The sequence below is a fragment of the Breoghania sp. JC706 genome, from assembly GCF_037026715.1.
Lineage (GTDB): Bacteria > Pseudomonadota > Alphaproteobacteria > Rhizobiales > Stappiaceae > Breoghania.
Map to the genome: position 1 here is coordinate 134,321 of NZ_JBANCG010000005.1, position 13,719 is coordinate 148,039.

Genomic DNA, 13,719 nt, shown 5'->3' on the forward strand with positions numbered 1-13,719 from the left:
CTACCTTACTGTTGAGAACAGGTCATCGAGCATCTTGTCGACGGCCGCTATGAGTTTGGCCGCGGCCGAATAGCCGCGTTCGATATCGAGAAGGAGTGTCATCTCCTCATCAATGTTGACGCCCGTGGCGTTGGAAAGGGAATCCGCCGTCCGCTCCACGATGACCGTCTGGACCTCCAGATCCGCATCGGCAGACTTTCGGGCCGCCTCAAGCCAGCTCACCGAGGAAGCGGCGAAGCCGGTCAGCGTGTCGGTCGCATCGAGTTCGACCCCGGCATCGAAGACGCGCGGCGTATCGAAGGCGTCGAGATACTGCTGGAGCCGGTCGCTGAAGGCGGCGACGTCGTCGACGTTGTAGTCGTAGGCGGTACCCGCCATGCCGCCGTCGCGCAGCAGATCGATGTTGCCGCCCTGATCCGGATCGACGGTCGGATTGATCTCGATGTTGCCTGCCAGTCCGGTGACAAGCGTGGAGGCCGCGGGTATGGCGGGGCCGCCGGGATAGGTGAAGAGGCCCGCCTGGTCCGGTCCGCCACCGCCGCTCTGGTCGCTTTCGGCGAAGGCCTCGATCAATCCGCGCGCGATCTCGTCGAGCTGGCTCTGGTAAGTGGGTGCGATCGTGTCGCGCAGTTCCGTGAGCCCGCGCAGCTTTCCGCCGGAGATCGGCATGATTGCGTTGTCGCCGGTGATCGGCACGCCGTCCACGTAGACGGCGTTGCCGACGGTCGTGGCCTGATAGGTGGCCGACCGGTCGAAGGAGACGTCGCGGGCGGTGGTCTCGAACAGGGTAACGCCGCTGTCGGTGTAGACGACCACGTCGCCGTCGTCCCGGGTCAGCGTCCGGATGCCGATTTCCTCCGACAGCGACAGAAGCACCTGATCGCGCGTATCCAGCGCATCGGTGATATCGGCCCCGCTCTGCGTTCCCTTGACAACGGTGGCGTTGAGGCTCTCGAGCTGGGCAAGGAGACTGTTGATGGTATCGACGGAGGTCGCGATATCGGCGTCCGCGTCGGCGCGCACGCCCTGAACCGTATCGGTCGCTTCGTTGAGCCGGGCTGCCATGCCTTTCGCCGCTTCCAGCGCCGATCCGGCGAGGATCGGATCCCCCGGATCGGAGGCGTAGTTCTGCAGGGCGGTTCGCAGGCTGCCGAGATAGGCCGCCGGCGATGTCTCCAGCTTGGTGTCGCCGATGGTATCTTGCAGGCGTTCCAGCCCCGAATGCACCGCGTCCTGCGCGCTGGCCACGGAGGTCGACGAGAGCAGCGTCCCGTAAAGCGCGGAGTTCGTGGTGCGTCCGATGCCCGTGACATGCACGCTGCCGCCCTGGCCGCTGTCCGACACGAGCGTGCTGAGCAACACGGACTTGCGCGAATAGCCGGGCTGCGCCGCCCCGGCGATGTTGCGAGACGCGGTCGCAACTTCCGACTGGCGCGCGGAAAGCGCGGACTGGGCGACCTGAAGAGCTACGGAAAGGCTCATCTGTCAAATCTCTCGTGTCACTGGAGCATCGGGGTTCAGGGGTGCAAGGCATCCGGCCCAGGCATCCGGCCCAGGCGTCGCGCCCGGGCCGGCCACGCCTATCGGGCCATGTTGACGAGGGTTTCCAGAAGGTCGGAACCGGCCTGGAACACCTTGGAATTTGCGGTGTAGGTGCGCTGGGACTCGATCATCGAGGTGAGTTCGGTGGCGAGATCGGCGTTGGATCCCTCCAGGGCCTTCACTTCCAGCTTGCCCATGCCGCCCTCCCCCGCGAAGCCGACGGCCAAGTCGCCGGATTCGTTGGAGACCTTGAAAACGTTGCCGGAAACCGGCGTCAGCTTGTCCGGGCTCGGCACGTCGGCGATGGGGATCTTGTAGAGCGCCTTGCGGCTGCCGTTGGCGTAAACCGCGTAGAGCGTGCCGTCCTTGTCGAATTCCACCGATTCCACCGCACTCGGTGCGTTGCCATTGGTGTCGACTTCCGTGATGGAGAAATCCGCGTTCAGGTACGTCATGCCCGACATGTCGATGTCGAACGTGCCGCCATTGGGAATGGCGACGTTGAGCGATGTCGGGCTGGCGGCGGCGAGATCGCCCGTGGTCTTGTCGAAGGTGAACGTATCCGTGGACAGCGCCGCAGAGCTGTAGGGGAACCCGCCCCCCGTCGCGTCGGCGGAGTTGTAGACGGAGATCTCCCAGTCGGCGTCCGTGCCGGTCTCGCCGGTCTTGGTGTAGTAGACGTCGAGCGTAAGCTCGTTGCCGAGATTGTCGTAGACGGTGACCGAGGTCTTGGCGGAATAGGTGGAGGTCGCGAGGTTCGAACCCGGCGTATCGCCGGTCACGACGGTCGCGTCCTCGGGAACGTTCGCCCAAAGGAGCGCCTGGTCGGTCGCCTTGGCCTCCAGACGGTTCTGCGAGACGTTGATGACCTCCATCCCGCCCGTTCCATTGGCAACCGTCGAGACGTTGCCGTTGTCGTCGACCGGGTACCCCTGCAGGTAGTAGCCGCCGGTGTTGACCAGATAGCCGGCGCTGTCCTTCACGAAATGGCCCGCCCGGGTCAGCGCGGTATTGCCGTCGATGTCGGAGACGACGAAGAAGCCATTGCCGTCGATCGCGAGATCGAGGCTCGACGTGGTGTAGCTGAGGCCCCCGCGCTCTGAAATCGCGTAGGTGGTGGTGGCCTTCACGCCGCCGGAATTGTAGCTGCCGGAGCCCTGGGACAGGACCTGGGAGGAGAATTCCGATGCCGCCCGCTTGTAGCCGGTGGTGCTCGAATTCGCGATGTTGTCGGCGACGGTGCCGAGCTTGCTCGACTGCGCGTTCATGCCGGAAACGCCCGTGCGCATAACTCCGAAAAGGCTCATGGAAAGACTCCGTTTCCCAGACTTGTCGCCAGCATCTGAACGGATCAAACTTGCGCGAGGCTTGTATTGGGAGTTTCCGCGCGCATTATTTTTTTATTAAAATTTTAAATATGCGCGTATTGGGAACGTATTCCCCCCTTGCGCAGCATTTCATTGAAGTAATTCGAAAATCGGCCGCGGCGCTATTTGCAAAATGCGCGAGCCTTCGGCGTCCAGCTTCCGAAACCGGAAGCGACCATGTTGGTGATGACGCGACAGACATAGCGCTTCTGGGCGGCGTCGTTGTTCGGGCCAGCGTGGTAGCGGGCGACCGCCATCGTCCAGGACCCCTGACTGGCGCGCAGCGTCTTCAGGAAGCGCGCGGCATATTGCACGTTCGCCCGCGGCTCCAGCATCTGGGCGACGGAGGCGAACGCCTTGCCGTGGTAATGGTGGTTGATCTGCATGCAGCCGAGGTCGATCAGCCGCTTGCCCTGCCGGCGCGCTTCCAGAAACACCGCCTCCGCCTCGCGTGCGGATCGGGCGAAATGCGCCTTGCCCTCGATGTTGAGGGCGTAGGGCTGGAGCGAATCCTTGCGCCCGGTCTCCGTCAGCCCGACCGAATAGAGCACGCCGAGCGGCACGTCGTAGCGCTTCGCGGCGGCGACCATCTCGCGCTCGCAGATGTTCATCGCCGCCGCACCGGAGGAAGCCAGGGAACTACAGATAGAGAGCGCGGCCGTCAGTACAACGGTCGGGAGCGCGGTCCTCGCTACCATGGCTCGCCTCCGGGTTTTCAGTTGCGCGCTCGCCGCTCCGGCCATCGCCCGCCCCGTGCCCGCCCTCGCCGTTCGAGGCAGCACCCCCCGGCTGGCCGTCACCGCGCGCCCCGCCGTTGAGAAGGCCCTGAGGCTGGTTCTGGACGTTCGGCGCGGACGTGATCTGAAAGGCGGAACGGTCTCCGTCCATCGCATGGATGGACACGGTGTCGGCCTTGTAGCCCGCCGCTTGCAGCATCCGGTCGAGAAGGTGCCTGTCCTTCTGAAGCAGTTCCACGGTCTGAGGATTGGCGGAGCGGACGTCGACCTGCAGCGCTTTGTCGACGATCCGCATGGTGACGCGAACCGTGCCGAGTTCTTCCGGTTGCAGCCGGATCTCCAGGATCTTCACGCTCGGGCCGGAAGTCTGGCCGAGGTTTGCGGCCGGGTCGGTGAAACTTGCCAGCGCGCCTTGCGTGCCCTGTCTGGCGCCGAGCGCCTTCGTCATCGCCTCGCCGACCTGCTGGATCGGCGGAATGCGCATGGAGGGTGCGAAGTGGGTCTCCTGACGCACGACCTCGATGCTGTCGGCCGTGATGCGCGTGGAGGCCTGCAGCTTCGCCTTCGCATCGCTCAGATTCACAGCCTCCGGCTTCACGGCGAACCGCGAGAACAGGGTATCGACATCGTCGCTCTGCGCGCCCTGGCCGGCTGCTGCTTCGCCCGCACCGGGCTGTGCCGCCTGTGATATCCGGGCCGTCTGGGCCGCCAACCGCTCGCCGAGCGCCGGGCCAGTGCCGCCTTGTCCGGACTGTCCACCGGTCTTTGCCTGAGCAGCGCCTGCAACCCTGGAGGCAAGGTCGGCAATCGCCGACATGGCGGCCATCGCGGCAGCGGGCGCCATCGCGGATTGCGTCCCTGTCGCCTCCTCCGCGCCTGCTGCGCTGTCCGGGCCGTCATCTGTGCCCGCGTCGGGCTCTGCGTCCGCCTGACCGCCATCCGGCGTGGCGGCCTCATCCCTGCCGGTATTTTTCATGCCGAGAAGGCGGGCGAGCGCGGAAGCGGCGGAGGTCTGACCCGCCTCATCGTCCGCCCCGGCACCAGCGCGGCCTTCGGCCTTGCCGCCGTCGTCGGATCCGCGGTTCCCGAGCCGCCTCATCATCGCGTTGAAGGCGTCGCCGGGGCCTTCTTTATCAGCCCGCGACGTCGCGGACTTCGCGTCCGTCCCGGCCGTCTCCGCACCGGAGGGCGTTGCGAGGCTTTGGGGGAGCTGCATGGTCATTGTCTCCGCTCAAGGCCGCCTGGAGGCTTTTTCGAGGTCGGCGGACGCCTCATCGAGATCCGCACCGCCCCGCTTCATCAGCTGCGTCTCCCATCCGGGTTCGTCGGGCTTCGCCGTCACCGTGACGGGGCTCATCGAGCCGTTCGTCCCCTTCGGCGGTTCGGGCCAGTAGCGCACCTGGTTGATCCGGGTGAAGATCGCATCCAGAAGTTCGGTTTCCTCCGGATCGAGCCGCTTGCGGTCGATCGACCACAGCAGCGACAGCGCCTCCTTGACGTCGTCCTTGCCGATCAGAGCGCCGGCGCGATAGAGCTTCAGCCGCAGCGCGTCGTCGGTGCCCTCCATGGCGAGCGGCCCGGCGATTTCCGTCGCCTTACGCACGATTTCCAGCTGGCCCTTGACGAGCGCGTGATGGGCGAGCGCGATGTAGAGCGTGCGGCGGCTGTCGATATCGAATTCGGCGAGCAGGCTTTCCAGAAGCGCGAACCGCGTGGCGCTTTCGGCAAAGCCCAGCGTGTCGAGCGCGGCCGCGAACCGGCGTCGGAAGTCGCCGCCGTAGACGGAGCCGCGATAGCGCCTGAGATAGTTCAACGACAGCGACTGGAACTTCTCCAGATCGCCGAGCTTGCCGACGATGAACACCTCGCGCCGCAACGCCGCCTCCTCCACCAGCGTTCCGGGCATCAGCAGCCGGGCGATGTCGAGCATGCGCACCGCCTCCTCCGGCTCGTCGTGAACCAGCAGCGCGGCGCGCACCAGCGCGACCTGACCGCCAAGGCCCGGTTCCATCTGCAACGGATCGAAATCCTTCAGAAGCGTCTTCGCCTCGTCCGCCCGTCCCTCGATATAGGCGAGAGAACCCCGCATCAGCCGTTCGTCCACGGCGGGCGCCGGATCGTATTGAAGAAGCCTGATCATCACCGCCGGATGACCGCCGGAAAGCAGATAGACGACGGCGGCGCGCGCGTTGCGCGGATCCTGCCAGACCTCAGGCTCGGCGGTCTCGAACGCGGCTTTCATCGATTTCAGCAGGACGCGCTGGGCGGTGTGGGCCTGGCTGTTGCCCTGGGCGACCTGACCCTGCAAGGCCTGCAACGAACGCACCATCTCGAAGGGCGCCGGCGGCGCATCCGTGGCGAAGGCCGCCGCACAGTAGCCGAGCGCCGTCAGAAGCCAGATCGCGATCAGCGCGGCAAGCGGGGTTTCGGCAATCGCGGTGCGGGAAAGAACCGCGCGCATGGTCTGCAGGCGCTTCATGCCTTGCCTCCCTTGAGCAGGATCTCGATACGCCGGTTGGAGGCGGCATAGGGATCGTCCGGCACCTTGAGGTTGTGGTCGGCGTAGCCCTCGACCCGTTCCACCCGGGCGGGATCGAAGCCGCCGCGCATCAGCATGTAATAGGCAATGTGCGCCCGCGCCGTGGACAACCGCCAGTTGTCGTAGGTCTTGGAATGGAACGGCCGCGCATCGGTGTGGCCGCGGATGATGACGTCGCCCTTGGCACTCGCAAGCGTCTTGCCGATCTCCTTCATCAGCGCGATGAGTTCCGGCCGCGGCTCGGCCGAGCCGATGGCGAACATGCCAAAGTTCTTCGCATCGGTGAGACTGATCAACAGCCCCTCGTCACTGTGAACCACGCTCACCCGGGCAGCGACGGGGCCGAGCGGACCGTCGGCGATCGCGGCGAGCTGGGCGCGCAGCCGGGTCTCGGTCTCGCCCATCCCGGTACGGTCCGAGGTCGTTGCCGCGTCGCCGCCTGTGGAGGCCGCGCGCGCCGCACCTGCTTCGCCCGCCTTGCCGACCGTGCCCGAGAGCGTATCCGCTCCGCCGGGGCCCGGCTTGCCGGCGACCGAGGCGTCCTTGGCCGCGACCGTGAAATTCGCATCGGGCACGGGCTTTGCGACCGGCGTCGGCGATGCGGCGGGCGGAACGTCGGTTCCGGCGACCGCCGACTTGCTGGTGGATGCGACATCGCGCTCGGTGTCCGCGCCCGAAGCAGCGGCATTGCGCATCACCGTGCCGGCTTCGCCGCTTTCTCCCTGTGGCGTGAATTGCCAGTAGAGCGGATCGAAGGGATCGCGATAGGCATCGCCGCCCTTCGCGCCCTTTTCCGTCTTGATGCCGAAACCCGCCTTTTCAGGGGCGACACCCTCGGCGGCGACACCCGCCGGCACCGCGCTGGAGAGCTTCTCCAGAACGGCGTAAGGGTCTGAGAAAAGCGCTTCCTCCGAATAGGTCGCGGCGAACGTGCCGCCGGACGGCTTTTCTCCCGTTCCCTCGCCGTGCGAGGTCATTGAGGCGGCGGCGTCGAATTCCTTGTCCGTGCCGGCATCGCCCCGGGGCTGATCCTTGCCGTCCTCGTTGGTCACGCCGGCCTTGTCAGGGTCGTTGAGCCCCCTGCGGTTGGGCGAGGTCGCGGCGAGATTGACCGGATTGAAATATTGCGCGACGCCCTTCTTGACGTTGTCGTCGGTCACGTTGATCAGCCACATGACCAGAAAGAACGCCATCATCGCCGTCATGAAGTCGGCATAGGCGATCTTCCACACGCCACCCTTGGCGACTTCGGGAAAAAGCGGCGGCCGGCGCCGAACGATCACCAGCTCGGAAGGAGTGGTCTGCGTCATGCCCTGTCCTCGCGCGCGTCCTCCAGCCGGCGCAGCCATGCCCCCAGCTGGGTCTCGATCGTCGTGTCGTTGATGGAAACATAGATCTCGATGCCGTCCACGGGCTCCAGGCGGATGCCGGCCCCGTCGTCACCCAGACAATCCCGCAGCCGTCGCAGCAGCCCTTCCGGTCCGCGCACGACGAGACTGTTGCGGTCATGCGATCCGAGCAGGTCTTTCAGGTTTTCGGCAAACGCCTCCACCACGTGCGAGGTCGCGGCTTCCTCGAGGAACGGCGCAATCAGGTGGGAAACCGCATCCGTGACCCGCAGCTCCAGATCCTCCAGCCCCTTGACGATGGAGGAAGCGAGACGTTCGCCGAGCTCCTCCTCGAACCGGTTCCGGGCCTCATCTGCCTCGTCGCGCAGGCGCTGCTTTTCCGCAAGCAGCTTCTCCTGATAGTTGCGCGCGGCCTCTTCCCGTCCCGCCTCCTCGCCGCGTGCGTATTCGGCGGCGAGCTTGCGGGCGAGCGTCTGTGGATCGAGGACCGCGCTGTCCGGTTCCACCGGCACCAGGTTCGCCGCATCGGAGCGCAGCTGCGCGAAGGCGGCGGCGGAAAGGTCCGGCAACCGCGCGGCAATGCTGTCGCTCATAGTGCCGTCTCCGTCTCATACATCCACTGCTTGAGGATCGCGGCGGCCTGGTTCTCGTCGAGGTCGAGCAGCGGCTCCAGCTTCTTCAGCGGCGACTGGTTGATCCTGCGGCTGAGATCCTGAATCAGCATCGTGTGGTCAGGCGGCGCCAGACGCAGCCCCTCGCCTTCCGCCCCCTCGACCGCGGCCTGCCCTTCGGCGGGACCCGGCAGAGCATCGAATTCGGAAACCTCGGCAGTCGGCGCCTTGGGCGGCACGAGGGCCGCCAGAGCGGGCTTCAGACCGAACCAGACCAGCATGCCGGCGACGATCAGGATCGTCAGAGCGTTGATGACGTTCCCAGACTGGCGCACCAGCAGCTCCACCAGCGACAACGGCGGCGTCGGTGCCAGATCGCGGCCATCCTCGATGAAGTCGACCATGGAGACCGTCACCGTGTCGCCGCGCGCCGCCTCCACACCCGCGGCAGAGGACACGATCTGCCGGATGTCGGCGAGCTTGGCGTCAAGCGCCTCCTCGGGTGCGTTCTCGCCGAGCGTCTGCATGATCCGCGCCTTGTCGACGAGGACCGCGATCGACAGACGGTCGACACGGTAGCCGTCGCGCGCCGTCTCGATGGTCTTGGACGAGATCTCGTAGTTGACCGTTTCCTCGCGGCGGTTGTTTTCCTCGTTGGAGCGGTCGCCGGCATTGGCGGTGACGTTCTCGTTCGGCAGGTTCTGTTCCACCGTCGTCGGCGGTTCGGAGCTGGCGTTCTGCGAGGTTTCCTCCTCGCGCACCGTGCGAATGGAGCGTTCGGTGCGCGAATCCGGATCGTAGATCACCTCATTGGTGTGCTTGCGGTCGGTGTTCAGCGCGGCGGCGACGCTCACCTGAAAATTGTCGAGGCCCAGATAAGGCGTCAGCGTCGTGCGGATGTTCTCCTGAATGCGCGCGTTCACCGCCTCTTCCAGCGAGGCCATCATGCCGGCGGAGGCATTTGCCGGGTCCTTGCCGGTGGCAAGCATCGTGCCGTGCGTATCGAGAACCGTGACCTTGTCGGCGCTCATGCCGGGCACGGCAGCGGCGACCAGATGCCGGATCGCTTCGGCCGTCTTCACCTCGTCGGCGGAATCGGTGCGGATCACGACCGAGGCCGAGGGCGGCTGCTGGTCGCGGCGGAACGACCCCTTTTCCGGCATCACGATATGAACGCGCGCCGCGCGTACTCCGCTCATGAGCTGAATCGTGCGGGCGATCTCGCCTTCGAGCGCCCGGACCCGGGTGACCTCCTGCATGAAGGAGGTGAGGCCCAGCGAGCCGATCTGGTCGAAGAGCTCGTAGCCGGCCTCCGCGCCGCGCGGCAGACCGCGTTCCGCCAGCAGCATGCGGGCGCGCGCCGTTGCCGAATGATTGACCAGGACGGCGGTGCCCTCGGCGTTGATGTCGTAGGGAATGCCGGCGTCCTGCAAGGCCGCGCCGATGCGGCTGACGTCCTCGCCCTCAAGCCCGGTGTAGAGCGTGACCATTTCCGGACGGCTCAGATAGTAGGCGCCGAAGCCCACGGTCGTCATCGTCGCGAGCCCGATCAGCACCAGGGCTATGAGCCGTTTCGGTCCCAATTCCAGAAGATTGGACCAGAGCTTTTCAGCGTGTTCGCGACCTGGCATCGAGCACCCCTGTCAACGGTCGGATTATTGGGTCGGATTATTGGTTGCCCCGACTATGCGGGCTCAAGCTTGCGCGGACATTGCGCGGCCGATCACCGGAGGCCTGCTTGAACGCAGAAAGGCCGCGCCCCATGGGGGCGCGGCCCGGTTTCGGCCGAAACGGCTCAGACTGTTCTTACTTGAACAGCGAGAGGATGTTCTGGCTGGAGGAGTTGGCGATCGACAGCGCCTGGATGCCGAGCTGCTGCTGGACCTGAAGGGCCTGCAGACGGGTCGACTCCTCGTTCATGTCGGCATCGACCAGCTGGCCGACACCACGATCGAGGGCATCCGTCAGCGAGGACACGAAGTCCCGCTGCATCTCGACACGGCTCTTGGCGGCGCCGAGCGCGGTGGCCGCGTCGGTGATTTCCGCAAGAGCGTCATCGACGTCCGTGACCATGCCCTGCAGGGTCGTCAGGTCGGCGGCCGAGTCGGTCAGGGCCGAGATGTCGATGGTGGCGACGGCGTTACCGTTGGCCTGGGCCTTGTCGAGGATGCCGGACTGGTCCGCATCGTCGTAAAGCTCGGTCTCGGTGATATCGACCTTGATCTTCTCGATCGTGATCACGCCGCTGTTGCGGCTGAACGAGGCGACAACTTCCTTCGTGGCATTGTAGGACGCGTCACTGGAGTCGACCGACAGCCAGTTCTCGTTGTTGAAGACCGCGGAGTCGGCGATCGAGCGCAGGTTGTCCTGCAGAGCGCCGATTTCCTTCTGGATCTTCGCACGATCAACGCCCGGCTCGCTCGCCGCAACCAGCTTCGACTTGATCTGGTCGACGATATCGACCGTGCTCTCCATGGCCGTGTACATGGTATCCATCGTCGCGGCACCGAGGCCGAGAGCGTCTTCAACCGCGGACAGGGCCAGATTGTCGGAGCGCATGGTCGTCGCGATGGACCAGTAGGCCGCATTGTCTTCCGCAGTCGCCACCCGGTAACCGGTGGAGATGCGGTTCTGAACTTCCTCCAGCGACTTGTTGGTGGAGCTCAGGGTCTGCAACGCGGTCATTGCCGCGGCATTGGTCATCAAGCTAGCCATTTCATGTCCCTTTCAAAGAAAAGATTGGATGGGACATACCGGGTTCGCACCGGTACGGCAGGGCGGCGTCATGCCTTCGGTCCTGTTGCTGGGTTGCGGATCCAACCTGCCGTGCCTTGGAGACTGACACGCACGCCTTGCGCGAACCTTGCGCAAGGTGACAACGCGTCAGAAAAACGAACGTACCAGATTCCCGACCAGAAGATTCCAGCCGTCGATCAGGATGAAGAAGAGCGCCTTGAACGGCAGCGAAATGACGGTCGGCGGCAGCATCATCATGCCCATCGACATGGTGATGGTCGCGACGATCATGTCGATCACCAGAAACGGCAGAACGATCAGGAAGCCGATCTCGAAGCCGCGCCTGAGTTCGGAAATCATGAAGGCCGGAATGAGCACGCGCAGTTCGACCTGCTGAGGGCTCGCCGCCGGCGCCTTTGTCACGCGGTTGGCGGCCAGATCGTCGAAGAGCACCAGATCCCGCTCGCGCACCTGGGAGAGCATGAAGTCGCGAAAGGGATCCGTGATCTTCGTATAGGCCTCCTGCTCTGTGATCCTGTTTTCCATCAGGGGCTGGATTCCGTCCTGCCAGGCTTTGTCGAAGGTCGGCGCCATGACGTAGAATGTCATGAAAAGCGCCAGCGAGATCAGGATCAGGTTCGCCGGCGTGGTCTGGAGCCCGAGCCCCGAGCGCAGGAACGACAGCGCCACCGCAAAGCGGGTGAAGCTCGTCACCATGATCAATATGCCCGGCGCGACGGAAAGCACCGTCAGCAGGGCGACGATCTGGACGATCCGCCCCGCCGCGCTGCCGTCGCCTTCGGGGATGAGGCTGGAGAGGTCGGGAACCTGCGCGGCGGCTGCCGTCGCGGTGAGCGCCACAATCATTGTGGCGAGAGCCAGTCGCTTCATTGGACTACCAGAGATTCAAGAATGAGTTCGCGCACCTGACCTTCGGACCGGATCTTCGCCCGTTCATTGAGGTCTTCGCGCAGGTGTTGAAGTCCGCCGGCGCCTTCGATCTGCGACAGCGTGAGGGTCCTGAGATAGGCCAGGATGTCCTGCTCGATGCGCGAGACCAGAAGGCTCGCCTCCTCCACCGCCTCGTCCTTCAGGATCACCGAGGCCTGAAGGCGGATCCAGGTGTCGCGCGGGGCGGCGAGGTTCGTCACCATCGGCATCAAGGTGCGCAGCTGGGCATTGGAGGAATAGATCGGCGCGAAGCTCGTGCGGCGGGCGGCCTCTGAGGCGTCGCGGGCGATGGAGTCGCGCACCGTCTCCACCATCTGCATTCCGATCAGGCCGCCGGCGCCGGCGGCGAGCGCCGTCAGCAGCACGAAGCCCAGGAATTTCGCCGCGCGGCCGCCTTCGTCCTCGACGGCCACCCGGACCGGTTCTCTGTAGGTGTCGGACATGGGAAGCGGGTTCCTAGAACGGATTGACGATATCGAAGAACTGCTGGCCCCAGCCGGGCTGCTGGACCTCGCTGATACGGCCGCGTCCGCCGTAGGAAATCCGGGCTTCGGCGATCTTGTCGTATTCGATGGTGTTGTCGCCTGCGATGTCGCGCGGCCGCACGATGCCGGCCACGTTCAAAAGCCGCATCTCGTAGTTGACGCGCACCTCCTGCGAGCCGGAAATCAGCAGGTTGCCGTTGGGAAGCCGCTCGGTCACCACGGCGGCAACCTTGAGCTCGATCTCCTCCGAGCGGTCGATCGTGCCCTGGCCGCGCGAGGAGGAGCCGCTGGTGGTGCCGCCCTCGACATCGCCGGAACCGGCATCGCTGGTGGTGTTGTAGGAGCCGCCGAATGTGACACTCGTCGTTGAGTTCTTCGCCCGGTCGGAACTGTTGTCGAGCTCGGCCTTGTCGTCGATGGCGATCTTGACGGTCAGCACGTCGCCGACTTTCCGGGCGCGCGGATCGCGGAAGAAGTCGTTGCGATCGGCGACCCAGAGCGAGTTGTAGTCCTTGCGCGTCAGCGGCGCGAAGGTCTCCGTCGGGATCGCGGTACGAACGGGCCTCAGCCCCTCGCCCACCGCCGACATGCGCGGCTCGCGCCCGAGATCCTGCAACTGGCCGGCACAGCCTCCCAGAAGCAGTGTGGCGAGAAGCAGCGGGGCGCAGGAAACGGAATGGGCGCGCATCACGAGCCCTCGCCCAGGCGGGCGTTTGTAAGGCTCGCCATGGCCTGAGCCAGCTGCGCGGCGCGCGCCGGCTCCATCTCGTTGAGGATGGCGCTGGCATCGCGCGGCTTCAGCCGCGACAGCACAGCGATCGCGATGTCCTGATCGAGCGTCGCAAGCTGTTCAGCGGCCGCGTCAGGGCGCATCTTGCCGTAGATCGAGACCACGTGGTCCTCCACGGCGGCGAGGATCTTGTTGCGCTTTTCGACCCATTCCTGGAACTGCGCGCGCTTGGTCTCCAGCGCCGCGATCTGCTGTTTCAGGGAATCCTGCAGGGCCAGAAGCTTCCAGGTCTGCCAGGCGATCCGGGCTTCGGCGGTCGCATCTGCGGTATTGCGGCAATAGGCGGCCACGTCACTCTCCTGCGTTTGGGCCTGCGTTTGGGCCTGCGTATGGGCTTGTGTGTCGGTGCCGGGCGGCGGAGGTGCCGGCTCCTCGGCTCCGGCGGCTTTGACCGCAACCAGCGCGGCCATCAGCGCGGGGAGGATCAGCCCCGTTCGGATCGCGGAAATGAAAGTCATCGACGCACCGTCTCTCCGTTCGCTTCAGCACCCGGCGACGGTTCTCCCGACGCCGCACCGCCCGCATTGCAGCGGACAGGCAAAGCATGGAGGGTCAGGCTTGCGCGAGGCTGTGGTGGGTGAGTTGGGGGAAAAAGGAACGCATCGCCCTGTG

Annotated in this window: 13 protein-coding genes; all 13 read right to left on the bottom strand. The window is 65.3% G+C overall.

From position 1 onward, the window contains the following. Positions 1-1,482, bottom strand: a complete 1,482-nt coding sequence (gene flgK / locus V2L18_RS11655) for a flagellar hook-associated protein FlgK (protein WP_336178424.1) — start codon at positions 1,480-1,482, stop codon at positions 1-3. Positions 1,483-1,580: 98 nt separating this feature from the next. After that, a complete protein-coding gene (locus V2L18_RS11660) occupies positions 1,581-2,849 on the bottom strand; it encodes a flagellar hook protein FlgE (RefSeq protein ID WP_336178425.1) in 1,269 nt (422 codons plus the stop codon). Between the two features lie 182 nt (positions 2,850-3,031). Next, on the bottom strand, positions 3,032-3,607 hold the full coding sequence (locus tag V2L18_RS11665) for a transglycosylase SLT domain-containing protein (protein ID WP_336178426.1): 576 nt from the start codon (positions 3,605-3,607) through the stop codon (positions 3,032-3,034). Further along, positions 3,549-4,862, bottom strand: coding sequence for a flagellar hook-length control protein FliK (locus V2L18_RS11670; protein WP_336178427.1), 1,314 nt, complete (start codon positions 4,860-4,862; stop codon positions 3,549-3,551). The genes V2L18_RS11665 and V2L18_RS11670 overlap by 59 nt, the downstream gene beginning before the upstream one ends. Positions 4,863-4,877: 15 nt before the next feature. Then, the gene (locus tag V2L18_RS11675; protein ID WP_336178429.1) at positions 4,878-6,125 is read right to left on the bottom strand and encodes a chemotaxis protein; all 1,248 of its coding nucleotides are present in this window, start codon (positions 6,123-6,125) and stop codon (positions 4,878-4,880) included. Then, positions 6,122-7,495 carry a MotB family protein gene (locus V2L18_RS11680; protein ID WP_336178430.1) on the bottom strand — a complete coding sequence of 458 codons (1,374 nt, stop codon included), beginning with the start codon at positions 7,493-7,495 and terminating at the stop codon, positions 6,122-6,124. Before V2L18_RS11680 ends, V2L18_RS11675 begins: the two co-directional genes overlap by 4 nt. Next, a complete protein-coding gene (locus V2L18_RS11685; RefSeq protein ID WP_336178431.1) occupies positions 7,492-8,127 on the bottom strand; it encodes a hypothetical protein in 636 nt (211 codons plus the stop codon). Before V2L18_RS11685 ends, V2L18_RS11680 begins: the two co-directional genes overlap by 4 nt. Next, on the bottom strand, positions 8,124-9,776 hold the full coding sequence (gene fliF, locus V2L18_RS11690; RefSeq protein ID WP_336178432.1) for a flagellar basal-body MS-ring/collar protein FliF: 1,653 nt from the start codon (positions 9,774-9,776) through the stop codon (positions 8,124-8,126). The genes V2L18_RS11685 and fliF overlap by 4 nt, the downstream gene beginning before the upstream one ends. Positions 9,777-9,951: 175 nt before the next feature. Beyond that, positions 9,952-10,860, bottom strand: coding sequence for a flagellin (locus tag V2L18_RS11695; RefSeq protein ID WP_336178433.1), 909 nt, complete (start codon positions 10,858-10,860; stop codon positions 9,952-9,954). A gap of 168 nt (positions 10,861-11,028) precedes the next feature. Continuing rightward, positions 11,029-11,772 carry a flagellar type III secretion system pore protein FliP gene (gene fliP, locus V2L18_RS11700; protein WP_336178434.1) on the bottom strand — a complete coding sequence of 248 codons (744 nt, stop codon included), beginning with the start codon at positions 11,770-11,772 and terminating at the stop codon, positions 11,029-11,031. Beyond that, positions 11,769-12,275, bottom strand: coding sequence for a flagellar basal body-associated FliL family protein (locus V2L18_RS11705; RefSeq protein WP_336178435.1), 507 nt, complete (start codon positions 12,273-12,275; stop codon positions 11,769-11,771). Before V2L18_RS11705 ends, fliP begins: the two co-directional genes overlap by 4 nt. Before the next feature lie 13 nt (positions 12,276-12,288). Continuing rightward, positions 12,289-13,005, bottom strand: a complete 717-nt coding sequence (gene flgH, locus V2L18_RS11710; RefSeq protein ID WP_336178436.1) for a flagellar basal body L-ring protein FlgH — start codon at positions 13,003-13,005, stop codon at positions 12,289-12,291. Further along, entirely contained in the window at positions 13,005-13,565 is a 561-nt protein-coding gene (locus V2L18_RS11715; protein WP_336178437.1) for a MotE family protein, read from the bottom strand. Before V2L18_RS11715 ends, flgH begins: the two co-directional genes overlap by 1 nt. Positions 13,566-13,719: the final 154 nt, after the last annotated feature.

Excerpts from the sequence above, each read along its gene's own strand:
- flgK (WP_336178424.1), bottom strand. The coding sequence starts at position 1,482 with ATGAGCCTTTCCGTAGCTCTTCAGGTCGCCCAGTCCGCGCTTTCCGCG.
- V2L18_RS11660 (WP_336178425.1), bottom strand. The coding sequence starts at position 2,849 with ATGAGCCTTTTCGGAGTTATGCGCACGGGCGTTTCCGGCATGAACGCG.
- V2L18_RS11665 (WP_336178426.1), bottom strand. The coding sequence starts at position 3,607 with ATGGTAGCGAGGACCGCGCTCCCGACCGTTGTACTGACGGCCGCGCTC.
- V2L18_RS11670 (WP_336178427.1), bottom strand. The coding sequence starts at position 4,862 with ATGCAGCTCCCCCAAAGCCTCGCAACGCCCTCCGGTGCGGAGACGGCC.
- V2L18_RS11675 (WP_336178429.1), bottom strand. The coding sequence starts at position 6,125 with ATGAAGCGCCTGCAGACCATGCGCGCGGTTCTTTCCCGCACCGCGATT.
- V2L18_RS11680 (WP_336178430.1), bottom strand. The coding sequence starts at position 7,495 with ATGACGCAGACCACTCCTTCCGAGCTGGTGATCGTTCGGCGCCGGCCG.
- V2L18_RS11685 (WP_336178431.1), bottom strand. The coding sequence starts at position 8,127 with ATGAGCGACAGCATTGCCGCGCGGTTGCCGGACCTTTCCGCCGCCGCC.
- fliF (WP_336178432.1), bottom strand. The coding sequence starts at position 9,776 with ATGCCAGGTCGCGAACACGCTGAAAAGCTCTGGTCCAATCTTCTGGAA.
- V2L18_RS11695 (WP_336178433.1), bottom strand. The coding sequence starts at position 10,860 with ATGGCTAGCTTGATGACCAATGCCGCGGCAATGACCGCGTTGCAGACC.
- fliP (WP_336178434.1), bottom strand. The coding sequence starts at position 11,772 with ATGAAGCGACTGGCTCTCGCCACAATGATTGTGGCGCTCACCGCGACG.
- V2L18_RS11705 (WP_336178435.1), bottom strand. The coding sequence starts at position 12,275 with ATGTCCGACACCTACAGAGAACCGGTCCGGGTGGCCGTCGAGGACGAA.
- flgH (WP_336178436.1), bottom strand. The coding sequence starts at position 13,005 with ATGCGCGCCCATTCCGTTTCCTGCGCCCCGCTGCTTCTCGCCACACTG.
- V2L18_RS11715 (WP_336178437.1), bottom strand. The coding sequence starts at position 13,565 with ATGACTTTCATTTCCGCGATCCGAACGGGGCTGATCCTCCCCGCGCTG.